The sequence below is a fragment of the Pseudomonas viridiflava genome (assembly GCF_900602065.1).
Classification (GTDB): Bacteria; Pseudomonadota; Gammaproteobacteria; order Pseudomonadales; family Pseudomonadaceae; genus Aquipseudomonas.
The window spans coordinates 37,312-60,745 of the sequence record NZ_UWFN01000119.1 but is presented as its reverse complement, the minus strand read 5'-3'; the positions used below and the strand labels follow the sequence as shown (position 1 = coordinate 60,745).

Below are 23,434 nucleotides of genomic sequence, written 5' to 3'. Positions count from 1 at the left end.
ACCGCTCCCACAGGAATGCATTCCAATTCGTATGATTGGAATACCAGGCAATCAAAGCCCCGAAAGCCCCAGCGCCTGGTCTATCCCGTCGAGCGCATCCGCCAGCGCCTTGGCTTTTTCGGCAATCAACTTGCGCTGCATGGCATCCACCTGATCGTACGGACGCATGCCGCTGTCAGTACTCAGCCCATTCAATTCGGTATCCAGCGCAGCGGTGGCTGCATCGATCCGGGTCAGCAGCGGCTGGGCGCTTTTGGCAAGCATCGGACGCAGCAGGTCGATGACTTTGCGGGTGCCTTCAAGGTTGGCGACAAAGCCGTTCAGGTCGCTGTGGCTGTAGCGTTCTTCTTCGCCGTTGCTGCGGATTTCGGCGAGGCTGCGCATGTTGCGGGCGACGACGCTGGCCAGTTGTTCCGGGGCCATGCTCTGCGCCAGCAACTGCTGCTTGAGCGTAGTGACATCGGTTTGCAGACGCTGCGCGACGGGGAGCAGCCCATCCACGCTGTGGTTGTCGAACAGGCCGTACTCGATGCGATGGAAGCCGCTGAAACCGGCGTCCTGCTCACGCTTTTCGTAATAGTCGGCACGCGCATTGATGGCGTTGTCCAGTTCGGCCAGGCGTTGCGCTGCTGGGGCAATACGCTGATAAGCAGCGCGGGCCGGAAGGTAAGCAGCCTGAGCTGCGGTGAGATCGCCGGCCGCGATGGCCTCCTGCAAGGCGTTCACGGCCTTGATCAGCGCGGAGCTCTGCATGCTCAGGTAGACCCGGTACTCCGACAACGGGCCGATAAAAGCCACCATCGATGGGCGCGCCTTGGCGTTGGCTTCCGACTCTGCGGTGGGGGTTACGTGCAGCGTGCCTCGCGGGTTGCTCAGCAGACCGCAAGTGATGGCGTAATCGCCGGGTTGCAGGTTGGCGTTGATGACCTGGCTCAGGCCCGGGGCGATGTTTTCCCGTTCTTCCACCACCAGCACGCCGTCAAGAATTTCCCATTCAACGGCCCGTTCGGAGCGGTTGACGATACGGAAGGCGTTCTTGCCAGCCGGTACAGTGAGGGCATTCGGCTCGCAGGCATGGGCATGAATGGTGACCACGGTTTCCGCGTTGTTATTGGCGGCGCGCTTTTTCATGGCGGTCTGTGAGGCGTAATAAAACAGCCCTCCGGCGGCGATCATGAGCACCACGGAGCCTGCGACAGCCAATTTCAAGGCGCGGGGTGGCTTGGCTTTATCTGAAAGCCCTGTATGACGATTCGACATGAGTTGCCTTATTCGTTTGTAGCGGAAGAGGGGTGCGAATGCGCCGGCCGGGTGGGCAAACTCACTACCCGGGCATGGGGCATGAAGAACAGCGCCAGCGCGAAGACCAGATAAATCAGGTAGGCACTGAGGGTGCTGACGGTCGGCGCATCCTGATAACCGAACATGCCCGCCAGTACCGAGCCGGTTGGGCCATCCATCGGCAACGTTGCGCTGATGTCGAAGACCACGGTTTGCAGGTGATTCCAGACCCCGGCTTCATGCAGCGCCTGCACCGAGTTGGCCAAAATACCTGCTGCCACCACAAGGATGAACAGCCCGGTCCAGCGGAAGAACAGGCTCAGGTTCAAGCGCATGCTGCCGCTGTAGATGGCGAAGCCCACGGCAACCGCGAGAATCAGTCCGAGCAGGGCACCCAGTGGTGCGCCTGCACCTTCACTTTGCTGGAAAACCGCCAGCAGGAAGAACACTGTTTCCAGCCCTTCGCGGGCCACGGCGAAGAACACCATGGCAATCAGCGCGTAGGTCTGATTTTTCGAGCCTGCGAGTGCGGCGTCGAGAGATTCGTGCAGTGCATGCTTGATGGAACGCGCCACTTTGCGCATCCAGAACACCATGGAGCTGAGGATCGCCACGGCTAAAAGACCGACGATGCCTTCGAACAACTCCTGTTGTTTTTGCGGGAATTCAGCACTGACCAGTTCCAGGCCACCCCCGACAAACAGCGCCAGAGCCACGGCCAGGAAGACACCGATCCACACGGCGGGCATCCACTCGCCACGGCCGGTCTGCTTCAGGTAACTGGCGATGATGCCAACGATAAGCGCGGCTTCAATCCCTTCGCGCAGCATGATCAAAAAAGGAACGAGCATGTTTCACCAGGTTAATGCGTTAGGCTGGTCTGTCTCAAAGGCGGCAAATGAGCGCTACGCCTGAAACAATGCGTAACATAATGATACTCATTATTGAATGCAGATAGTTGTTTTTTTGTGCTGGTTCGTATTTGAGCTGTTTGTTCAGGTGGGGTTCAGGCGGGGGAGACGTCTGTAGGAGCTGCCGAAGGCTGCGAATAGGTGTGTCAGGTAAAATCAATCGCAGCCTTCGGCAGCTCCTACAGGGATAAAGTGGTTAATTCAGTCCCTGCAAAATCTCATGCGCCAACTTCACCCGCGCTTCATTCGGGTAGTTCTTGTTGGCCAGAATCACTATGCCGATCTTCTTCTGCGGAACGAACGCCACATAGCCGCCATAGCCATTGGTGGAGCCGGTCTTGTTGATCCAGACGTTTTGCTGCGGTTCGAGCGGCGGACTGATCGGGCTGGCAGGTTGGGTTTCGAAAGCCATTTTGTTCGAGTTACCTGCCTGCAACGTTTCCAGACTGACCGGGTAGGGATACTGTTCCCAGATAAGGTCCTGAGTCATTTCACCGACTTTGAAATGACCCACATGCGTATCAGTAATCGCCTTGGCTAATGCACTGTCTGCCTTGTCAGGGTTGATGTTCAGCTCAACGAAACGCAGCAAATCCTTGCTGCTGGATTTCATCCCGTAGGCTTCATCGCCCAGCACGCCGCTCTGCAAGCGGACCGGCGCGTCCTGTTTGTTGTAGCCCTGCGCGTATAACTTCATCTTGTCGGCAGGCACATTCAGATAGCTGTTGCTGAGGCCGAGCTTCGGAAACAGATGTTGCTCCATGGCCTGTTCGAATGGCATTTCCATCGCCTTGGCGGTGATCATCCCCAGCATGCCGATGCTTGGGTTGGCGTAGGTGCGTTTGCTGCCCGCCGGGTACTGCGGTTTCCAGGTTTTCAGGTAGCTCATCAATTGTTCGGTGTTCTGCACCTCATCCGGCACCTGCAACGGAAAACCGCCCGCTGTGTGCGTAGCGAGGTTGATCAGGGTGACCTGGTCGAAGGCGCTGCCTTTGAGTGGCGGCAGGTATTGGCCCGGATGATTCTCCAGCGACAGCTTGCCCGTCGCCTGCGCGTAACTGGCTAAGGTTGCAGTGAGGGTCTTGCTGATAGAGCCGAGCTCGAACAACGTGTCGCTGCTCACTGCCTGGCGGGTGTCTTTGGAGGCGACGCCGTAGTTGTAGAAATGCTGTTGCCCATTGGACGTGACGGCGATGCTCATGCCGGGAATGTTGTATTGCTGCATGACTTGCGCGGCCGCTTTACGCACGGAAGCCTCAAGGTTTGCCGCATCACTATCTTGTTTTGCCTGAGCAGCGCTTGCCAGGTAAGTGAACGAAAGGCTGCACGCGAACAGCAACGATTGAGTCATCAGACGCATCAAGAGATTCCTTGGATTCCATTCAGAGCGCGGAAAATATTTGTTTGGACGTCGCGTCCTCAATAAACGTTCTGTCGCAAGGTATTTCCCAAAAGCTCAATAAACTGCCGTGCCGCCGGGCTTAAACCCTGACCGCTTCGGGTGATCAAACCGATGTCGCGACTCACACCAGGGTGGTCAACGGGCACGCAAACCATATCATCCCGCCCTTCATTCGCTGACTCCGGCAGTAGCGTCATGCCCAGGCCTTGCCGAACCAGCGCCAGCACCGTGGACATGTAATTGGCCTCCAGGCCGGGCATTAGCGTCAGGTGTTCATCGGCGAATAACTGCTCGACCCGTTCACGCACGCTGCTGTCGCGGCCGGTCAAAATAATCGGCTGATCGGCAAGCTCATCAAGTTTGATCGATGCCTTCATGGACAGCGGATGACCGGCAGGCACGAACAGGCACAAACGGTCGGTCAGCACCACTTCGAACTCCAGGCCGTGAGCCATGCGCGCGCGTACCCCCAGACCGAAATCCACCTCGCCTTCGCGTACCAGCGCGTCGATGCGTTGCGCTACCACGTCGCGCAAGCGTACTTCGACGCCGGGGAATTGTTCCCGAAACAGACGCAGCACCGGCGGCAAGGTGCTGGAGCACATGGAGGGCAGGGCGGCGATAGTCACCACGCCGCGGCGCAATGCCGCCAGATCGCGCGAGCCGCTGACAATGTTGTCCAGGTCCAGCAGCAGCTTTTCCATCGGCATCAGGTTGCTTTGCCCGGCGGCTGTCAGGCTTACGTGGCGCGGGCTGCGCTCCAGTAGCGGCACGCCGAGCCAGTCTTCGAGTTGCTGAATCTGCACGGTGAGCGCAGACGGACTCAGGTTCAACTCTACAGCGGCCTTGGCAAAACTGCCGCTATGGGCCACGGCGAGAAAGGCGCGGATGTGCTGAATCGAATTCTTCATCTTGATCGCTTCATTTTGTTTTTCCGAATGCAGGATGCCGAACATTTCAATTTACAAAGCTTACCTGTGTTTTCAATACTCGCTGAAAACAACAACAGCTCATCCGCCGCGCCAGCGGACAGGATGACGAACAGGAAGTACCTATGCTCGCCACTCTCGGTGTCATTACGATTCTCTGTCTGCTCGCTGCCGTCATGAGCAAACGCCTGTCACCCCTCGTCGCACTGATCGCTTTGCCAATTATTGCTGCACTGATCGGCGGTTTCGGTCTGCAAACCAGTGGCTTCATCATCACCGGCATCAAGAACGTCGCGCCTGTGGTGGGGATGTTCGTGTTCGCGATTCTGTTCTTCGGGGTGATGACTGACGCGGGCATGCTCGACCCGATCATCGACCGCATCCTGCGTACCGTTGGCACGCGCCCGACGCGCATTGTGATGGGCACCGCGTTGTTGGCGCTGCTGGTCCATCTGGACGGCTCGGGAGCGGTGACTTTTCTGGTGACCATCCCGGCGATGCTGCCGCTGTATACGCGGCTGGGCATGGACAAACGTATTCTGGCCTGCGTGACAGCTATGGCCGCCGGGGTCAACTTTCTACCGTGGACCGGCCCGGTGTTGCGCTCCTCGGCAGCCTTGCATGTGCCGGTTGCGGATTTGTTCCAGCCGCTGATTCCGGTGCAACTGGTCGGTCTGGCTTTCGTATTTTTCTGTGCCTTTATGCTCGGTCGTCGTGAAGAGAAACGCCTTGGTCTGGGCGCTGGAGCCACAGTGGACGTCGTGCCAAAGCGGGTGCTGGCCGACCACGAAGAGGTTCTGCGTCGGCCACGTCTGTTCTGGCTCAACCTGATCCTGACCATTGCCGTCATGGGCGTGATGATTTCCGGCCTGGTTGATCCGGTGGTGATGTTCATGCTCGGCACCGTCGTCGCGCTATGCATCAACTACCCGAATGTCGACGCTCAGCGCGCTCGTATCGATGCCCATGCCAAGACGGCCCTGACCATGGCCAGCATCCTCCTGGCGGCCGGTGTATTTACCGGCATCATGCAAGGCACCGGCATGCTCAAGGCCATGGCCGAAGTGGCCGTGGCGCAGATTCCCGCAGGTCACGGCAAGTTGATTCCGATGGTGGTGGGCTTTATCTCCATGCCGCTGAGTATGTTGTTCGATCCGGATTCGTTCTATTTCGGCGTCATGCCGGTCATTGCCGAGGTCGGTAAAGCGCTGGGCGTCGATCCGCTGCAAGTGGCTCAGGCTTCACTGCTTGGCGTACACACCACTGGCTTCCCGGTCAGCCCGCTGACTCCGGCGACTTTTCTGCTGGTGGGCCTGTGCAAGATCGAACTGGCCGATCACCAGCGCTTCACCATTCCTTTCCTGTTCGCCGCCTCGGTGCTGATGACCCTGACGGCGCTGCTGCTGGGTGTGTTCTGACTGCCGAACAGCAAACACCGAACTTGTAGGAGCTGCCGAAGGCTGCGATGGCGGTGTGCCTGGATGAATGCTTCGCAGCCTTCGGCAGCTCCTACAGAAATGCATTTTCAATTCAAACAATCAGCTTTTGTTTGAGAGGAGTACCGAGATGAAAACCTTACGCATTGGCTCCGGGGCCGGTTATTCCGGCGACCGTATCGAGCCTGCTGTCGAACTGGCCGAACACGGTGATCTGGATTATCTGGTCTTTGAATGTCTGGCCGAGCGCACCATCGCCTTGGCGCAACAGGCCCGATTGGCAGATCCCGAGACTGGCTACGATCCGTTGCTCAGTGAGCGCATGCGTCGTGTGCTGCCGTTCGTGGGGACGGGTTCTGCGCGGCGTTTAAGAGTGATCACCAACATGGGCGCTGCCAATCCGTTGGCAGCGGCACGCGAGGTGCGGCGGATTGCTGCCGAGCTGGGGCTGCACGGTCTGAAAGTCGCGGCTGTGACCGGGGATGACGTGCTGCCTGCGTTGCAGGCCGACCCGCAACAGTTGCTGGACAACGGCGCAACGCTTGGCGCTCTGGGTGAGCGGTTGATTTCTGCCAACGCTTACATGGGGGCCGAAGGGATTGTCGAGGCCTTGCGGGCCGATGCCGATGTGGTGATCACGGGGCGGGTCGCTGATCCGTCGTTATTCCTCGCACCTCAGCTATTTGAGTTTGGCTGGGCGGCAGATGACTGGGCATTGCTGGGGCGTGGCACTGTTATTGGTCATTTACTTGAATGCGCGGGGCAGATCAGCGGCGGGTATTTTGCTGATCCTGGCTACAAGGACGTGTCGGGGCTGGCGCGTCTGGGCTTCCCGCTGGCCGAGGTGGATGCCTCTGGTTCGGCGGTGATCAGTAAGGTTTCGGGCTCGGGTGGCCGTATCGATACCGCGACCTGCACCGAGCAGCTTATCTACGAGGTGCATGATCCTGCGGCGTACCTGACGCCGGACGTCTGCGCTGATTTTTCGGCCGTCGGGTTTGAGGTTGAGGGGCCTGATCGGGTTAGGGTCAGCGGTGCTGACGGACGTGCGCGTCCTGAAACGTTGAAGGTGTCAGTGGGCTTTCTCGACGGCTGGATCGGCGAAGGGCAGATTTCCTATGGCGGCCCAGGCGCTTTGGCGCGAGCCAGGCTGGCGCGGGATGTGGTGCTGGAGCGTCTGAAACTGACCGGCGTCAGCTATGAGGACATTCGCGCCGAACTGATGGGGGTGGACTCGTTGCACGGCGATGAGCTGGGTTCACGCACTGCGGCTGAACCTTGGGAGGTGCGCCTGCGCGTGGCGGCACGTTGTACCGACAAGGCTCAGGCCGTGAGGGTTGGCAACGAAGTGGAAACCCTCTACACCAACGGCCCCTATGGCGGCGGCGGGGCCACCAAAGGCTTGCGTCAGGTTGTGGCGGTCGCGTCGTTGTTTGTGCCGCGTTCGGCGGTGACAGCTGTTGTACATCTGGAGGATGCATCATGAGCCGCCCTGTAAAACTGCGCGAACTCGCCCATTCCCGAACCGGCGACAAAGGCGATACCTCGAATATCTCGGTGATTGCCTATCGCGCTGAAGACTATTCACGCTTGTGTGAAGTGTTAACCGCGCAGCGTGTCGCCGCGTATTTTGCCGAGCTGCTGGACCCGAAGGCAGGCCCGGTGCGCCGCTATGAATTGCCCAATGTTCATGCCCTGAACTTCGTCCTGCCCGGCATCCTGCGCGGCGGCGTCACCCGTTCGCTGGCGCTGGATGCCCACGGCAAGGCGCTGGGCGCGGCGTTGCTGGATATTGAGGTTTAGCGGATTGGGTGCCCTGAGTGAATTCGGTCCCACAGGTTCTGCGTCTTGCCCAGATTACCGGTGGGAGCGAATTCATTCGCGAAGAGGCCGGTACATCCGCAGGCTGTGTATCGTCTGGAATGCCGCCTTCCCGAATAAATTCGGTCCTACCTGTTCATCACCCATGCTGCACATCGGTCCGCTTGAGCAACTGCTTGCAACGGTTCGACAAATGCACCACCCGCAGATGCTTGCCCGCCTTGGTATACCGTTCGCGCAAGGTCTGCAATGCTGATACCGCCGAGTAATCGACAAAGCTCAGATGTTGGCAGTCCAGAGTGACTTGAGCTGGGTCTTCTGCCGGGTTGAACTGATTGAGAAAGCGCGTAGTAGAAGCAAAAAACAACGTGCCGTGCAGGGTGTAAACCTTGCTGCCGTCAGCTTCCAGATGCGTATCCGCGTACAGCTCTCTGGCCTGCTGCCAGGCAAAGTTAAGCGCTGCGATAACGATGCCGAACATCACTGCCGTGGCCAGATCGGTCAACACCGTCACGATGGTCACGGCGATGATCGCCAGCACGTCGTTGACCGGCACCTTGTGCAGCACGCGCAACGACGCCCAGGCGAAGGTTTGCTGGGCCACGACGAACATAACGCCGACCAGCGCCGCCAGCGGGATTTCTTCAATCAAAGGCGACAGGAACAGCACGAACATCAAAATCATCAAGCCCGCGACCACGCCGGATAAACGACCCCGGCCGCCGGAGCTGAGGTTGATCACGGTCTGGCCAATCATCGCGCAACCGCCCATGCCGCCGCACACGCCAGACGCCATATTGGCCACGCCCAGCGCCACGCATTCACGGTCCGGAAAGCCACGGCTCTCGGTGATTTCATCGGTCAGGTTGAGGGTCAGCAGGGTTTCCAGCAGGCCGACCAGCGCCATCAGAATTGCGTAAGGCGCGATGATGCGCAGGGTCTCCAGATCCCACGGCACTTCCGGCAATGCGAGGCTCGGCAGACCACCGGCAATGTGCGCCATGTCGCCGAGAGTGTGGGTGGGCAGATCGAGCAGATAAACCAGCAAACCGACGCCCAGAATCGCAATCAGCGCAGGCGGTATCGCTTTGGTCAGGCGGGGCAGCAGGTAAACAATCGCCATGGTCAGTGCCACCAGGCCCATCATCAGGTACAGCGGTTGGCCCGTGAGCCAGGCGTCACCGACTTTGAAATGTTCGAGCTGAGCCATGGCAATCACAATCGCCAGGCCGTTGACGAACCCGAGCATCACCGAATACGGCACCATGCGCACCAGCTTGCCCAGGCGCAGCACGCCGAACAGGATCATGATCAATCCGCCCAGCAACACCGTCGCCAGCAGGTACTGCACACCGTGTTGCACCACCAGCGCGACGATCACAACTGCCATGGAACCCGCTGCCCCGGAAATCATTCCTGGCCGCCCACCGAACAAGGCAGTCAGGGTGCAGATGATGAACGCGCCATACAGGCCCATCAGCGGGTTGAGGTGGGCAACCAAAGCAAAGGCGATGCACTCGGGCACCAGAGCAAAGGATGTGGTGAGTCCGGCCAGGACATCGGCGCGTATACGGGCTGGTTTCATGGGGTACCTGAAAGGGGCAATGCCGGGAAAGCAAAAAGAGGGGATGTTACTGAATGTGGCTGGTGGGTGCTAACGAATGCGACAGAAAACTTGTAGGAGCTGCCGAAGGCTGCGAACGGCGGTGTGTCAGATATGACGCTTTCGCAGCCTTCGGCAGCTCCTACAGGTTGTGTCAGCGTTCGTATATGCTTTGCACCCCCTCACTCAACCGAGCGATGCGCTACCCATGAATGCCGTTTCACCGTTGCAGGCCTACGAGCGGGCCGTCGAGCAGTTGGGTTTTCAGCCGGACGCCGCGCAGTTGCATGCCGTTCAAAAGCTGCAGGCGTGTTTTCAGGCGCTGAACGACAACCCGACATCGGCGCAGGGCGTGTACCTGTGGGGCCCGGTGGGGCGGGGCAAAACCTGGTTGATGGATCGTTTTTTCGAAAGCCTCAGCGTTCCGGCACGGCGTCAGCATTTTCATCACTTCATGCGCTGGGTGCACAAGCGCATGTTCGAACTGATCGGCACCTCCAACCCGCTCAAGGTCGTGGCCCAAGAGCTGGGGCGTGATGTGCGGGTGATGTGTTTCGACGAATTGTTCGTCACGGATATTGGCGACGCGGTGATTCTTGGCGGGTTGCTGCAAGCGATGTTTGAAGCAGGCGTGGTGCTGGTCTGCACCTCCAACCAGCCGCCCGAGCAGTTGTACAGCCATGGTCATAACCGCGAGCGATTTCTGCCCGCCATTGCCGCTATTCAGCGTTACATGCAAGTCGTCACGGTAGATGGCGGCGAAGACCACCGCTTGCATCCGGGGCTGCTGCATCAGCGATATTTCGTTACCGAGCCGGGGCAGAACAGTGAGCTGGCTGCCGTATTCGAGACGCTCAAGGGCGACGAAACGGTGTCCAGTGGCGCGGTGCCTGTGGGACATCGCAGCATCACCAGCATCAAGCACAGCGACTCCGTGTTGTGGTGCCGCTACGTTGATTTGTGCGAACAACCGTTGGCCGCCATGGATTTCATTGAGCTGTGCGACCGGTTCTCGACGCTACTGCTCAGCGAAGTTCCGGCCCTGAGTGCGCCGCAGCGGGAAGCGAAAATCGCCCGTGGTACCGAAGATGCAGTCGAACAGGTGGTGGCTGGGGATCGTGAGTTGCCGCAATTGTCGCCCCACGATGACGGGGTTCGACGCTTCATTGCGCTGGTGGACGAATGTTATGACCGTCGCGTGCCTTTATATGTCGATGCGGCGGTGCCCATGCATGAGCTGTACACCCAAGGCTATCTGTCGTTCGCCTTCCGTCGCACCCTGAGCCGACTTCAGGAGATGCAACTGGAGCGCTTCATTCAGTAATCAGGTCCGGCGCTGCGCCAGCACGTGTTTGCAGCCTTCGAAAATCAGCACCAGCACCGCCAGCCAGATGGGCAAGTAGGTCATCCATTCATCGCGCTTGATGCTTTCGCCCAGCAGCAGCGCGACGCCCACCAGCAATACCGGCTCGACGTAGCTGAGCAAGCCAAACAGGCTGAATGGCAGCAGGCGGCTGGCAACGATGTAGCTGACCAGTGCCGAGGCGCTGATCAGGCCAAGCACTGGAATCAGCACATACAGCATCGGAAATTGCTCAACCACCGATGCGTCGCCGTTGACGATGAACCAGACGCTGATCGGCAGCATGAAAGCCATGTCGAACCACAAACCGCCTAGGTTATCGGTGACCAGTTTTCGGCGCAGGACGAAGTACAGCGGATAACCGACCGCGACCAGCAGGGTTTCCCAAGCGAAACTGCCGTGGTTAAGCAACTCGTTGGCGACACCAACCATGGCGCAGAAGGCCGCGATCTTCTGCAAACGCGACAGCCGCTCGCCATAGACGATGCGCCCGGTGACGACCATCGTCAGCGGCAGCAGGAAATAACCCATGGAAACCTGCAGGCTGCGGCCATGCAGCGGTGCCCACATGAACACCAGTAATTGCGCGCCCAGCAATAACGAGCACAGGGCGATACCGATCAGCAGTGTGGGTTGATGGCGGATACGTCCAGTGATCATTCTGACCAGGTGCCAATCGCCACTGAGCAGCAGAAAGACCGTCACGCACGGCACCGTCAGCAGCATCCGCCAGCCAAAGATCTCTTCGCCGCCCAGTGGTTTGAGCAGCGATGTATAGAAATACATCACCCCAAACAGCACCGAAGCCAGAACCGACAGCACCACACCTTTATACACAGCAGCCTCTTTACGTTGTGGGCGGTTGCAGGGCGGCCCGGTTCAAAATGGTGCGTAGTTTAGCTGCGCAAACCTGTTGGAGCGAGCGCGATCCCAGCGGGCAACTTGCGAATGGAAGTCTCAAGCTGACGCATTTTCCCTGTGGGAGCGGTGCTTGGTCTGGGCGGCATTCCGACGATAAGAACACCTCAAGTGTCAGGTGAACTGCGTCCAGTCTTATCGTCGGAATGCCGTCCAGACCAAGCCCAGCTCCTATCAAACAAGAAATAACTACCTGATTTGTAATGCATTTTCTGTAGGAGTGAGCTTGCTCGCGATAGCTCCAGCATAGGCAATATATTCATCGACCAACAGATTGAATCGCGAGCAAGCTCACTCCTACAGGTCCCGTGTTTGCTGCGCGACAGCGTGGTGTCAGGGACACCGGGGCAGCTCCCACAGGGGGAATGCGCTACCTTGGGACTTCCATTCCTCCGTACCCATTTGGTTAACCCCCAACCTTTGTTAGTCTGCGCTCCATTACCGGACCTTTTGGTCCGCCGTTTTCAAGGAGCCTGCATGACTTCTATCAGCACCCCGGCGCCGGTTGTGCCGGGACGACTGGAACAATTTTCCACTCGCGTGGCGTTTTTCATTGCCGGTTTTGCCATTGCTGCCTGGGCGCCATTGGTGCCGTATGCCAAGGCTCGGGTTGGGCTGGATGAGGGCACGTTGGGCTTGTTGCTGCTGTGTCTGGGTGTCGGCTCGATTGTGGCCATGCCCCTTGCCGGTGCATTGGCCGCGCGTATCGGTTGTCGCCGTGTGTTGCTGATTTCGTCGGCAATCATCTGTTTGTGCTTGCCGCTTTTAGCCACGGTTTCGCATTTGCCATCACTGGTTGCCGTGCTGTTTGTCTTCGGCGCCGCGATGGGCGCGCTGGATTGTGCGGTGAATATTCAAGCGATCATCGTCGAGCGCGCCAGTGGCAAAACCATGATGTCCGGCTTTCACGGACTGTTCAGCCTGGGCGGCATCGCCGGGGCTGCGGGTGTTGCAGGGTTATTGAGCGTGGGCGCTTCGCCTTTGGTCTCGATGCTTGTCGTTGTAGCGGTTTTACTGATCGCTTTGCTCAGGGCCGCGCCGCACTTCCTCAATTACGGCAGCGAAACCGACGGCCCGGCCTTCGCCATTCCGCGGGGCGCGGTGCTGTTCCTCGGCCTGCTGTGCTTCACGGTCTTTCTGTCTGAAGGGGCGATGCTGGACTGGAGCGCAGTGTTCCTCAGTGAGTTGCGTGGCGTGGAAACCTCTTACGCGGGGTTGGGCTATGCAGTCTTCGCCTTGACCATGACTATGGGCCGGTTGTTCGGCGATGGGGTGGTGCGCCGCGTCGGACCAAGGCAGGTAGTGATTCTGGGTGGTCTTTGTGCCGCGATAGGGCTGGCGCTGGCAACCATGATTCCGTCATGGCAAGCCGCATTGCTCGGCTACGCATTGGTGGGGGCGGGCTGTTCCAACATCGTCCCGGTCTGCTACAGCGCGCTCGGGCGACAAAAGAGCATGCCGGAAAACGTCGCCGTTCCGGCGTTGACCACCTTGGGTTACGCCGGGATTTTGATCGGTCCCGCTGCCATTGGCTTTATCGCCCACTCCAGTAGCCTGGAGCTGGCATTCATGGTTGTAGCCGTGATGCTGGTCGGTGTTGCAATCGGCGGGACCCGACTCAAGGTCTGACTTATAGCTTGCGGGCCATGCCGGAAACCCGGATTGAACTGCCTTTCTGATCAGTAATCTCGGCGCGAATCCGCGAGCGACTGCCCATGTCCTCGCCCTGCACAATATCGATGTGCCCGCCGTGAGGCCATTCAAGATCGCGCAGGTAACCGGCGAATGCCGCTGTTGCCGCGCCAGTGGCGGGGTCTTCGTACACACCGCCCCACGCGAACGGGTTACGGGTGTGGAACAACTGCAGGTTCTCCACATATGCCAGGAGGACCGTGACCCAGCCGGCACGGGTCATCAGCTCATGCCCGGCCTGCTGGTCATATTCCATGGCGCGGAGTTTTTCCCGACTGTTCAACACCAGCACCAGATGCTGCGCGCCGCCATTGATCAATGCCGGTGGAATGCGTGCGTCCAGGTCGTGTTGCGCATAGCCGAACAACTCCAGCGCTTCATGAAGCAAGGCCTCATCAATGGGCCCGCTGTGAGTAGGCGGAGATTGCAGGGCTGCCGAAATCAAATCGCCCTGGGCGTGGCCTTCAACGGTAATCGTTGCCTGATTCAGCGTCAGGTTAAAAACACCGTCGCCATGTTGACCGGCCAGCGCGGCACCAAGGGCAATCGTCGCGTGACCGCAGAATGGCACCTCGGCCTCAGGCGAGAAATAGCGCACCCGAAACCCCTCGGGGATGGGGGCAGCAAACGCAGTCTCAGAAAAACCTACTTCGGCAGCAATCCGCTGCATCGTCGCCTCATCCGGCAAAAAATCCCCAAGCCACACGCCTGCCGGGTTTCCACCTTGGTCGCCATCGCTGAATGCGGCCAGTTTAATAACGTTGTTGGTCATGTTGGTAAGAGCCTGTAGTGAGAGCGCCGGTGAGTTTCCTCAAAGCCGGGTTAGTACTCCAACCAATAGTCCTTATGTGAAGCATCTGCAAATTTGATCGATGGATGAACAGCGCAATCCTCGTAGGAGCTGCCGAAGGCTGCGAAGCGGTGTGTCATATAAACCGAGATTCGCAGCCTTCGGCAGCTCCTACAGGAATTGTGTTGAATGAGGCGCGGGGTGATGCATGTTGGGCTGCAAGCGCAGATCCCGGTAGGAGCGAATTCATTCGCGAAGAGGGCGGTACATCTGCAGCCTGTGTAGGGTTTGAAATGCTGTTTCCCGAGTGAAGTGGAACGCCACCCGGCTCCCACAGGTTCATCATGGACCTGAGGTCATGGCAAACCTGTGGGAGCCAGACCAAGCACCGCTCCCACAGAGGAACAGTATTTCAGCTCAGGCTACGCTGGCACCATCGCGAACCCGACACCAAAGCGGTTCCAGGCATTGATGGTCGCAATCGCAAGCGTGAGGTTGACCACTTCGCTGTCGCTGAAATGCTCTTGCAAGGCCAAGTACTGTTCCTGCGAGGCTTGCTGATTGGGCAGCAACGTCATGGCTTCGACCCAGGCCAGTGCGGCTTTTTCCCGAGGCGTGAAGAACGCGGTTTCGCGCCAGACGCTGACGGTTTGCAGGCGCGATTCTTTTTCCCCGGCGCGGCGGGCGTCGTTGGCGTGCATGTTGATGCAGAAGGCGCAGCCGTTGATTTGCGAGGCGCGCAAGCGGACCAGTTCCAGCAGCGAGCTTTCCAGCCCGGTTTTGCCGACGGCGGCCTCAAGGGCGGCCATGGCGCGGTAGGCTTCAGGTGCGACGGTGGCCCATTGGATGCGTTCGTTCATGATGGATCTCTCGTAGGTGCAATGCCCAATCGGGCGATGGCGCCAACCTTAACGTCGGGGGCGGGCGGTGTGGATAGCCAATCCCCGGCGTTTCGAAGAGACCAATTACCTCAGTAGGCTTCACCCACGGCCAGAATGGTCGCCACCAATGCCTGGGCGCGGGGCACGAGGGTGTCCAGTTCCAGGTATTCGCGATCAGTGTGGACCTTACCGCCCACCGGGCCGAGGCCGCACAGGGTCGGAATACCGAGGCTGGCGGTGAAACCGGAATCGGCACAACCACCTGTGAATTCGCCTTCGACACTGAAACCCAAGGTTTGCGCCTGCTGCTGATACAGCGCCAGCAAGCGGGTGCTGTGCTGCGCTTCCATGGGCAGGAAGGTCGTAGCCTCTTTGAGCACAGCGCTGGTGCCGGGCAATTCTTCTTCGGCGACGATCTTCTGAATCGCCTCGAATATTTGATCCCAGTGTTTGAGCTCGATAAAGCGTACATCCAGCTTCGCCGTGGCACTGGGCGCGACCGTATTGCTCGACGTGCCGCCAGACATCAGACCCACATTGGTGGTGATGCCCGCTGGATAGTCGGTCAAGGCATGCAGCTTGACGATCTTGCGCGCAAGCGCCTCGATGGCGCTGGCACCGTCGGCATGGTTGACCCCCGAATGTGCGGCGCGGCCAGTGACTTCGATGATCAACGTGGCACCGCCTTTACGAGCGCTGACCACGTTGCCACTGGCTCTGCCGGGTTCTGTGTTGAGCACGGCGCGAGCCGCACGCGCAGCGGTTTCGATATGGCCGCGAGCACTACCGGAGCCGATCTCTTCGTCGCCGGTATACAACACCTGAACCGGGTAGGGCAGTTGCCCGGCGCGCTTCAGCGCCTTTAGCGCAAAGCAGTTGAGAACCAGGCCGCCTTTCATGTCAGCCACACCGGGCCCGTAAGCAAGGGTGGCGTCGCGGCTGTAACCTCGGGTTGTGGTGGTGCCTTTGGGAAAGACTGTGTCGCGATGGCCCATCAGCAAGACCGGCTTGCCCGCCGCGCCGGAGACTTCAGCAAGCATCACATCGCCAAAGCCCTCCACGGGCATGCGTTCGAGCAGGATGCCGTCGGCTTCCAGTTCTGCCGCGAGCAGTGCGCCGACGGCATCGACACCGGCCTTGTCGTAGCTGTTGGAATCAGTGTCGACGATGCGTTGCAGCAATGACTCCATCGCCTCGCCCTGGCCCGCGAGCCAGTCCAGCGCCTGCTGTCGAGCGTCCCTCATTTGGCCTGCTCCCGCTGTTGATGCTCTTGTGTCAATCGCGAAGCGTCGTTGCCGAGATCCCAGAACAGCCCGGCCATGATTTGCAGGCTCTCCTTCACCACGGGGGCGAGCAAATGTTCATTGGGCGCATGTTGCGAGCAGGCGGGGTACGAATGCGGCACCCAGAGCGTTGGCAAGCCGAGCACGTCAGCGAACACGTCATTGGGCAGCGAGCCTCCAAGGTTAGGCAGCAGGGCCGGTTTTTTGCCGGTGGTTTCAGCCAGGGAGTTCAGCGCCCAGCCGACCCACGGGCTTTGCGGGTCAAGACGGGTGGCGTTCATCATGTCGATGCGACCCTGTTTGACTTCTACTTGAGTGAAACCGTGAGCATCCAGATGCGCGCGAACGGCCGGGATGAAGGTGTTGTAGTCGCTGTCCACCACAAAACGGATGTGGCAGTGGGCATTGGCCTTGCCGGGGATTGCATGCACCGGCGCGTCGGGGTTGCCGGTCTTGAAGGCGATGACGTCCAGGGTGTTCCAGCCGAAGACTTTTTCGCTAAGCGTCAACTCGGGATTACCCCAGTTCGGGTCGATTTCCGGGTCGCCGGGACCGCCGCCGACTTCAATATCCGCCAGCGCCAGGCGCACGGCTTCGGGCACTTCCTTGGGCATCAGCGCGGGGATTTTTACCCGGCCCTGTTGATCGACCATGCTGGCAATGGCGTTAGCCAGAATAATACCGGGGTTGGACAGCAGGCCGCCCCAGTTGCCGGAGTGGTGTGCGCCTTCACGCAGGTTGACGCTCAGTTCGAAGTTGAACACGCCCCTGGAACCGAGAAAGATCGTCGGCCGCGAAGCCGCCAGACGAGGGCCGTCGGAGGCGATGAAAACGTCCGCCTTGAGTTCTTCAGGATGCGCTTCGCAGAATGCACGCAAACCCGGTGAGCCATCTTCTTCGCCCATTTCCAGCAGCAGTTTGACGTTGAAGCCCAGCTTGCCGTCGCGTGCTTTGAGTGTCTGCTCCAGAGCCGTCAGGTTGATCAGGTGCTGACCCTTGTTGTCCGCGGTGCCGCGACCGTACCAGCGCTCACCGTCGACCTTGACCTCCCACGGCGACAGACCTTCACGCCACTGCGCGTCATAGCCGTTGACCACATCGCCGTGGCCGTAGCTGAGCACGGTTGGCAATGCCGGGTCTTCAATGCGGGTGGCGATCAGCAGCGGGCCGCGCTTGGGCAGCGGGTTGTCGTAGATCTGCACGCTGAAGCCCAGCGCTTCGACGTGGGGCGTAATGAATTCGTTGAGGTAGCGATAAAGCTCTGGCAGCTGATTCGGGATCTGGCTTTCAGTGTGCAGAGCGACGCTGCGTTCGAGCAGGGACAGGAATGCGCCGTTGTCGAACTGCTCGGTGGTGTAGCTGATGGCCTGTGAACGACTCATGAGTGGACGAGCTCCAAAGTTTGGGCAGGACTGTCGTGGAGGTGGCAGCGTACTTTGCCGCCGATAATCGAATCATTGGCCGGGTAGGCCGTCTTGCAGGGCGCGAAACAGCTCGGGCAGCGTGGGTGAAATGCGCAACCAGATGGCGGCGACATCGGATTGGGGAAGGTGCCATGCAGGCCGATGTCGGGGATGCCCAGCCGTGGGTCGGGCGTGAGCACCGAATCCAGCAGGGCGCGGGTGTAGGGGTGGCCGGGTTCGGCGAACAAGGATTCACGGGTGCGCTCTTCAACGATACGTCCCAGGTACATCACCGCCACACGATCAGCCAGATGTTCAATCACGGCCAGGTTGTGGCTGATCAGCAGGTAGGTCAGGCCGAATTCGCGTTTGAGATCCTGCAGCAGGTTGAGGATCTGCGCCTGCACCGAAACGTCCAGCGCGGACGTGGGTTCGTCGCAGATCAGCACGTCTGGGCGCATGATCAAGGCGCGAGCAATCGCTACTCGCTGGCGCTGGCCGCCCGACAGTTGGCTCGGGTAGCTGTCGATCACCCGCTTGGGCAGACCCACCACGTCGAGCATTTCTTCAGTCTTTTTACGGCGCTCGGCAGTGGTGCCGATGCCGTGAACGATCAGCGGCAGGGTGACGATTTCCCGCAGTGTTTTGCGCGGGTTCAGCGACGAATACGGGTCCTGGAAAATCGGCTGGATATGTCGGGACATCTCCTTGCGATCGGTGGCCGCCAGATGTTTGCCATTGACCAGTACATCGCCGCTGGTAGGCGGCAACAGACCCAGCAGCATTTTCGCCAGGGTGCTTTTGCCGCAACCGGATTCGCCCACCAGCCCGAGTGTTTCGCCGCGCATAAGCCGCAGTGATACACCATCGACAGCCTTGAGGGTGGCGGGGGCTTTGAAGAAGCCTTTGTTCATGCGGAACTCGCGACGGATGTCGCACAGCTCAAGAGCGATGTCCTTTTTCATGACCGTACACTCTCCATCTGCCGAACCGGCTCCGGCCCCGGCGCTGCAAACAGGCAGCGAGCCATGTGGCCATCTCGCATTATTTCGGGAATGTTCTGCGCGCAGGCATCAATGGCCTGACCGCAACGGTTACGGAACGCACAGCCTTGTTGTTCACCGACCAGACTGGGCACCAGACCCGGAATGGAACCCAGCGCTTCGCCGGGTTTGGTCTTGCCGGGGATCGGGATGCTCGCCAGCAAGCCCTTGGTGTAAGGGTGCTGCGGGTTTTCGAAGAGTTGCAGGGCAGGAGCGGTTTCGACGATTTCCCCGGCGTACATCACCGCGACACGGTCGGCGATCCGCGCCACCAGACCCAGATCATGGGTGATGAAAATCACTGCCAGACCGAACTCTTTCTGAATATCGCGGATCAAGCGCAGGATTTGCGCCTGAATCGTCACGTCCAGCGCCGTCGTCGGCTCGTCGGCGATGATCAGGTCCGGTTCGCACATCAAGGCCATGGCGATGATCACCCTCTGACGAAGGCCGCCGGAGAGCTGGTGCGGGTACTGACCGAGTCGTTCAGTGGCGTTGCTGATGCCGACTTTTTCCAGCATCTGCGCAGCGCGGGCCAGAGCGTCTTTGCGTGACACCTTGCGGTGCTGGGTCAGTACTTCACTGAGCTGATCGCCAATGCTGTAGGCCGGGTTCAGCGAGGTCATGGGCTCCTGAAAGATCATCGCCAGCCGATTGCCGCGCAGGTCGCACATGCGCCGCTCGCTCTGGGTCAACATGTCGATGCCGTCCAGGGTCAGGCGGCTGGCGGTGCGTTTGGCCTTGCGTGGCAGCAGGTCCATCAGCGCCAGCGACGTCAGGGATTTGCCACAACCGGACTCGCCGACGATGCACAGCATCTCGCCGCGCTCGACTTCAAAGTCCAGGCCGCGCACGGCGTGCAGCATGTCATCCGGTGTCGGGCTGTTGCCCATGGGGATGTCGACGCGCAGGTTTTCAACGTGGAGTAGTGCCATGTTCGGGGCTCCTCTATCAGTTGCGGCCGTCGGGCAGGATCAGGTCGCGCAGACCGTCGCCGACCAGGTTGATGCCCAGCACCAGAATCATCAGGGCGACGCCGGGAATGGCGATGACCCACGGGGAAAAGAACATGTAGGGTTTGCCTTCGGCGATCATCAGCCCCCACGACGGGGTGGGCGGTTGCACGCCGACACCGAGGAATGACAGCGCTGACTCCAGCAGGATCGCGTGGGCCATTTCCAGAGTGGCGACAACGATCAGCGCGCCAACCAGATTGGGCAGGATTTCACTGGCCAGAATACGCAGGGTCGAGCAGCCCAGTGCCTGGGCCGAGGCGACGTATTCAGCATCGCGAATCTGCTGCACCGAAGCCCTGACGACGACTGCAAAGCGATCCCACAACAGGCAACCGAGCAGCACGATCACGACTTTCAATGAGCCGCCCATCAACGAGGCCGAAGCCAGTGCAACCATCACCACCGGCATCGCCAGACGCGTAGTAATCAGATAGCTGATAAAAGCGTCGACCTTGCCGCCGTAGTAACCGGCCAGCAGACCCATGACCGTGCCGATAAAGCCTGAAATCAACGCTGCGGCGACGCCGATGAACAGCGAGATACGCGCGCCGTAGAGGAGGCGCGACAGGTAATCACGGCCAAGTTTGTCGGTACCCAGCGGGTATTCCCATGTTCCGTTGGCCATCCAGACTGGCGGTTTCATGCGCAGCATCACGTCCTGGACGTAAGGGTCGTAAGGCGCCAGCCATGGCGCGAACAGCGCGCCGATGAAGATGATCATCAGCAACACCATGCCAATGGCAAACCCGCGATGGCGAAAGCTTTTGCCCAGCACCCGGCTGAGGCTGCTGGGGGGTGGCAGGTAGTCGTTGATGGCGAGAGGGGCGGCAGGTGTGCTCATGGGAGCCTCCGGGCAGCGCGGGAATGCATCTGAATGTAACTGGACCTGTAGGAGCGAGCTTGCTCGCGATGCGGTTCATCAACTGAAAATTTGTTGCCTGACCTGACGCTATCGCGAGCAAGCTCGCTCCTACAGTTCCAGTTGAACCCGATGGAGTTGCGTGAATTCATGGACATGGCAAAGCCTCCTTAGCGCACACGAATGCGCGGGTCGAGCAGTGCGTTGAGCACGTCGGCCAGCAAGGTGAGGATGATGTAGATCACTGCAATCAGCAGGACCACGGCTTGCACCACGGGGAAGTCGTCGCGGGCGATGGCGTCCCAGGCGAGTTGCCCGACGCCTTGCAGGGAGAACACGGTCTCGATCACCACCGAACCGCCAAGCATGAAGCCAAACTCCACCGCAGCCAGCGCTACCACCGGAATCAGCGCATTGCGCAACGCGTGCTTGAACAACACCCGCGCCGGGCGCAAGCCTTTGGCGCGGGCGGTGCGGATGTAGTCGGAATTGAGCACATCCAGCATGCCTGCGCGGGTCAGGCGCATGATGGCGGGCGTCGCGTAATAACCCAGCGCAATGGCCGGCATCACAAAGTGCAGGAACGTCGAGTTGCCTGATACCGGCAGCCATTTCAGGGTGACGGCGAACACCACGATCAGCATCAGCGCAAACCAGAAACTCGGCATGGCCTGACCGAGTACCGCGATACTCAACGCCAGACGGTCAATCCAGGTGTCACGTTTGACCGCAGCCAGAACACCCAGCGGAATGGCGACGAGCAATGCGATGCCCAGCGCCATCGCACCCAGACTCAAGGTGATCGGCAGACGGCTGGCGATCAGGTTGTAGACCGATTCCTGAAAGAAAAAAGAATCGCCCAGATCAAGCCGCAGCAAGTCGCCCAACCAGTTGAAGTACTGGGTTGGCAAAGGTTTGTCCAAACCGTACTGCACGCGGATCTGTTCGATTTGTTCGCTGCTGGCTTCCGGCCCGCCAATGGCAGTGGCCAGGTCACCGGACAGGTGCAGAAGAGAAAAACTGATGATCGACACGGTAATCGCAACGCACACGGCGATGCCCAGACGACGCAGAAGGAACCCAAGCATGGCAAGTTTCCTCGTATCCATTGGCTGAAAAAGTGGAGGTATGCCGTGGCGCGATCAGATAGCGCCACGGCAACGATGGTTGCAGGTTATTTCCAGCTGGACAGCACGAAGCGCGGCAACTCATCCGGGTACGGCGTGAACTCAAGCTCCGAGGTGTAGGCGTAGTTCATCGAGTAGTTGAACAACGGTGCCCAGTAGGCCTGCTCGCTGATGCGCTGCAACGCCTTGCGGTAGTTGTCCTTGCGCACTTGCGGGTCGAGGGCGTTGTCAGCGGTTTGCAGCCAGCCCTGGACTTGCGGGTCCTTGATGTTGTCATCCGGGTTGCCCTTGAACCAGGTGCCGGCTGAGGCCGAGGTATCGAGGATCGAGAACGAACCCCACGCCTGGAAAGACATCGGCACCTTGCCGCCGCGTTGCTGATCGCGCAGGGCTGCGTACTTCAGGTAACGCAGCTTGGCGTTGATGCCCACAGCGCGCAGGTTACCGATGATTGCCTCGACGTAATCACGGTCGCGGTAGGCGAAGATTTCTGTCTCGAAACCGTTCGGGTAACCGGCTTCAGCGAGCAGTGCCTTGGCTTTGGCCGGGTCATAGTTGTAGACCGTTGCTGCGGTGGTATCGCAACCGAACTGTCCTGGGTAGCACGCCACCTGCAATGGTTTGGCTTCGCCGCCCACCAGTTGCGAGGCCAGCCCGTCACGGTTGATGGCGTGGTTGATCGCTTGGCGCACCTTGAGGTTCTTCATCGGCGAGTTTTCGCTGGAGGTGCCACGGGCATCGAGAATCAGGAAGCCGATACGCATGGTCTCGCCGCTGGTCACGGTCAGGTTCGGCATGCCTTTGAGGTTGACCGACTGATCCGGCGCCACACGCCACACCCAGTCGACACCGCCGGTCATCAGCTCCGCCAGGCGAGTTTCAGCGTCCGGGATAACCCGGAATTTGATGTGGCCGATGTGCGGCAGGCCTTGCGGGCTGTCTTTGAAGTAGTCCTTGTTGAGGTCCATGCTCACGCCTTCACCGGCCACCACGGATACGGCTTTATAAGGACCGGTGCCAATCGGTTTGCGGCTGAATTCAGCCATGCCGACTTTCTCGAAATAGTTTTTCGGGAACATCGGGACGGCGTTGGACAGGTATTCGAGGGCGGGCGGGAAAGGCTTTTTCAGGTGAAGACGGACGCTGTAGTCACCGGTTTTTTCGGCGCTCTTGATCCAGTCGACGTTTTGCACTGTAACGACTTTGGCTTCGGGCGACACGACGTAGTTGAGGGTGAACACCACGTCGTCCGCGGTGAATGCGTCGCCGTTGTGAAATTTGACGCCTTTGCGCAGTTCGAAATCGATGGTGGTGTCATCGACCTGTTTCCAGCTGGTGGCCAGCATGGGTTTGTATTCGCCGCTTTTGGGGTCGCGGTACACCAGGTTGTCCCAGATCAGACGGCCGAGAATCACGCCTTCGCGCAGGTCGTTGTGATAAGGGCTGATGTTTTCAGGTTCGCTGTCGGAAGCGTAAACCAGAGTGTCGTTGGCTTTACCGGCGAAGGCCGGGAAGCTGCTGATGGAGCCCAGCAGCGCAATACTGAAAGCGAAACCTTTGATGCCCATGCCGTCGTCTCCGTTGGCGAGAGTGGTTGAATCAAAGGGCAGCTGTTCGCAAATGCGAGAGAGGGGGAAGTACTGGTCAGGTGTTTTTTTGGTATGGACAAGAATGTA

The 23,434-nt window shown here is 59.5% G+C and carries 20 protein-coding genes; 5 read left to right on the top strand and 15 right to left on the bottom strand.

Annotated elements, in window-relative coordinates; genetic code table 11:
* Positions 1-51 precede the first annotated feature (51 nt).
* From efeO to EE949_RS07885, 4 genes are all read right to left on the bottom strand, one after another.
* On the bottom strand, positions 52-1,260 hold the full coding sequence (gene efeO / locus EE949_RS07900; protein ID WP_122663804.1) for an iron uptake system protein EfeO: 1,209 nt from the start codon (positions 1,258-1,260) through the stop codon (positions 52-54).
* Between the two features lie 8 nt (positions 1,261-1,268).
* Complete coding sequence (efeU, locus tag EE949_RS07895) at positions 1,269-2,132, bottom strand: iron uptake transporter permease EfeU (RefSeq protein WP_122663803.1); 864 nt, start codon at positions 2,130-2,132, stop codon at positions 1,269-1,271.
* Between the two features lie 256 nt (positions 2,133-2,388).
* Positions 2,389-3,552 carry a class C beta-lactamase gene (gene ampC / locus EE949_RS07890; RefSeq protein WP_122663802.1) on the bottom strand — a complete coding sequence of 388 codons (1,164 nt, stop codon included), beginning with the start codon at positions 3,550-3,552 and terminating at the stop codon, positions 2,389-2,391.
* Positions 3,553-3,611: 59 nt separating this feature from the next.
* Entirely contained in the window at positions 3,612-4,505 is an 894-nt protein-coding gene (locus EE949_RS07885) for a LysR family transcriptional regulator (protein ID WP_122663864.1), read from the bottom strand.
* 143 nt (positions 4,506-4,648) lie between these two features.
* Here EE949_RS07885 and EE949_RS07880 point away from each other — a divergent pair, with 143 nt between their 5' ends.
* The 3 genes from EE949_RS07880 to EE949_RS07870 all read left to right on the top strand — a co-directional run bounded on the left by EE949_RS07880 (position 4,649) and on the right by EE949_RS07870 (position 7,762).
* On the top strand, positions 4,649-5,941 hold the full coding sequence (locus tag EE949_RS07880) for a CitMHS family transporter (protein ID WP_122663801.1): 1,293 nt from the start codon (positions 4,649-4,651) through the stop codon (positions 5,939-5,941).
* 148 nt (positions 5,942-6,089) lie between these two features.
* Positions 6,090-7,445: an acyclic terpene utilization AtuA family protein gene (locus tag EE949_RS07875; protein ID WP_122663800.1), complete on the top strand. Its 1,356-nt coding sequence runs from the start codon at positions 6,090-6,092 to the stop codon at positions 7,443-7,445.
* Positions 7,442-7,762 (top strand): AtuA-related protein, encoded by a 321-nt coding sequence (locus EE949_RS07870; RefSeq protein ID WP_122663799.1) that lies wholly within the window; start codon positions 7,442-7,444, stop codon positions 7,760-7,762. Before EE949_RS07875 ends, EE949_RS07870 begins: the two co-directional genes overlap by 4 nt.
* 157 nt (positions 7,763-7,919) lie before the next feature.
* On the opposite strand, the gene EE949_RS07865 is transcribed toward EE949_RS07870, so the two are convergent.
* On the bottom strand, positions 7,920-9,365 hold the full coding sequence (locus EE949_RS07865; RefSeq protein WP_122663798.1) for a SulP family inorganic anion transporter: 1,446 nt from the start codon (positions 9,363-9,365) through the stop codon (positions 7,920-7,922).
* A 226-nt stretch (positions 9,366-9,591) separates the two neighbouring features.
* Here EE949_RS07865 and zapE point away from each other — a divergent pair, with 226 nt between their 5' ends.
* On the top strand, positions 9,592-10,707 hold the full coding sequence (zapE, locus tag EE949_RS07860; protein ID WP_122663797.1) for a cell division protein ZapE: 1,116 nt from the start codon (positions 9,592-9,594) through the stop codon (positions 10,705-10,707).
* On the opposite strand, the gene rarD is transcribed toward zapE, so the two are convergent.
* Positions 10,708-11,583, bottom strand: a complete 876-nt coding sequence (gene rarD, locus EE949_RS07855) for an EamA family transporter RarD (RefSeq protein ID WP_122663796.1) — start codon at positions 11,581-11,583, stop codon at positions 10,708-10,710.
* A 558-nt stretch (positions 11,584-12,141) separates the two neighbouring features.
* Here rarD and EE949_RS07850 point away from each other — a divergent pair.
* Positions 12,142-13,293 (top strand): MFS transporter, encoded by a 1,152-nt coding sequence (locus EE949_RS07850; protein WP_122663795.1) that lies wholly within the window; start codon positions 12,142-12,144, stop codon positions 13,291-13,293.
* A gap of 1 nt (position 13,294) precedes the next feature.
* Here EE949_RS07850 and EE949_RS07845 read toward each other — a convergent pair whose 3' ends face one another.
* The 9 genes from EE949_RS07845 to EE949_RS07805 form a co-directional block, all read right to left on the bottom strand.
* Positions 13,295-14,128 carry a PhzF family phenazine biosynthesis protein gene (locus EE949_RS07845; protein ID WP_122663794.1) on the bottom strand — a complete coding sequence of 278 codons (834 nt, stop codon included), beginning with the start codon at positions 14,126-14,128 and terminating at the stop codon, positions 13,295-13,297.
* A 440-nt stretch (positions 14,129-14,568) separates the two neighbouring features.
* Positions 14,569-15,006, bottom strand: coding sequence for a carboxymuconolactone decarboxylase family protein (locus tag EE949_RS07840; RefSeq protein WP_122663793.1), 438 nt, complete (start codon positions 15,004-15,006; stop codon positions 14,569-14,571).
* A gap of 110 nt (positions 15,007-15,116) precedes the next feature.
* The gene (locus EE949_RS07835) at positions 15,117-16,271 is read right to left on the bottom strand and encodes a M20 family metallopeptidase (protein WP_122663792.1); all 1,155 of its coding nucleotides are present in this window, start codon (positions 16,269-16,271) and stop codon (positions 15,117-15,119) included.
* The gene (locus EE949_RS07830) at positions 16,268-17,692 is read right to left on the bottom strand and encodes a M20 family metallopeptidase (RefSeq protein WP_122663791.1); all 1,425 of its coding nucleotides are present in this window, start codon (positions 17,690-17,692) and stop codon (positions 16,268-16,270) included. Before EE949_RS07830 ends, EE949_RS07835 begins: the two co-directional genes overlap by 4 nt.
* On the bottom strand, positions 17,689-18,678 hold the full coding sequence (locus EE949_RS07825; protein ID WP_027902507.1) for an ABC transporter ATP-binding protein: 990 nt from the start codon (positions 18,676-18,678) through the stop codon (positions 17,689-17,691). Before EE949_RS07825 ends, EE949_RS07830 begins: the two co-directional genes overlap by 4 nt.
* A complete protein-coding gene (locus EE949_RS07820) occupies positions 18,675-19,691 on the bottom strand; it encodes an ABC transporter ATP-binding protein (RefSeq protein ID WP_122663790.1) in 1,017 nt (338 codons plus the stop codon). Before EE949_RS07820 ends, EE949_RS07825 begins: the two co-directional genes overlap by 4 nt.
* 16 nt (positions 19,692-19,707) lie before the next feature.
* Positions 19,708-20,613 carry an ABC transporter permease gene (locus tag EE949_RS07815; RefSeq protein WP_099267225.1) on the bottom strand — a complete coding sequence of 302 codons (906 nt, stop codon included), beginning with the start codon at positions 20,611-20,613 and terminating at the stop codon, positions 19,708-19,710.
* 188 nt (positions 20,614-20,801) lie between these two features.
* Positions 20,802-21,719, bottom strand: a complete 918-nt coding sequence (locus EE949_RS07810; RefSeq protein WP_122663789.1) for an ABC transporter permease — start codon at positions 21,717-21,719, stop codon at positions 20,802-20,804.
* Positions 21,720-21,805: 86 nt separating this feature from the next.
* Complete coding sequence (locus EE949_RS07805) at positions 21,806-23,326, bottom strand: ABC transporter substrate-binding protein (RefSeq protein ID WP_122663788.1); 1,521 nt, start codon at positions 23,324-23,326, stop codon at positions 21,806-21,808.
* Between the last annotated feature and the right edge of the window lie 108 nt (positions 23,327-23,434).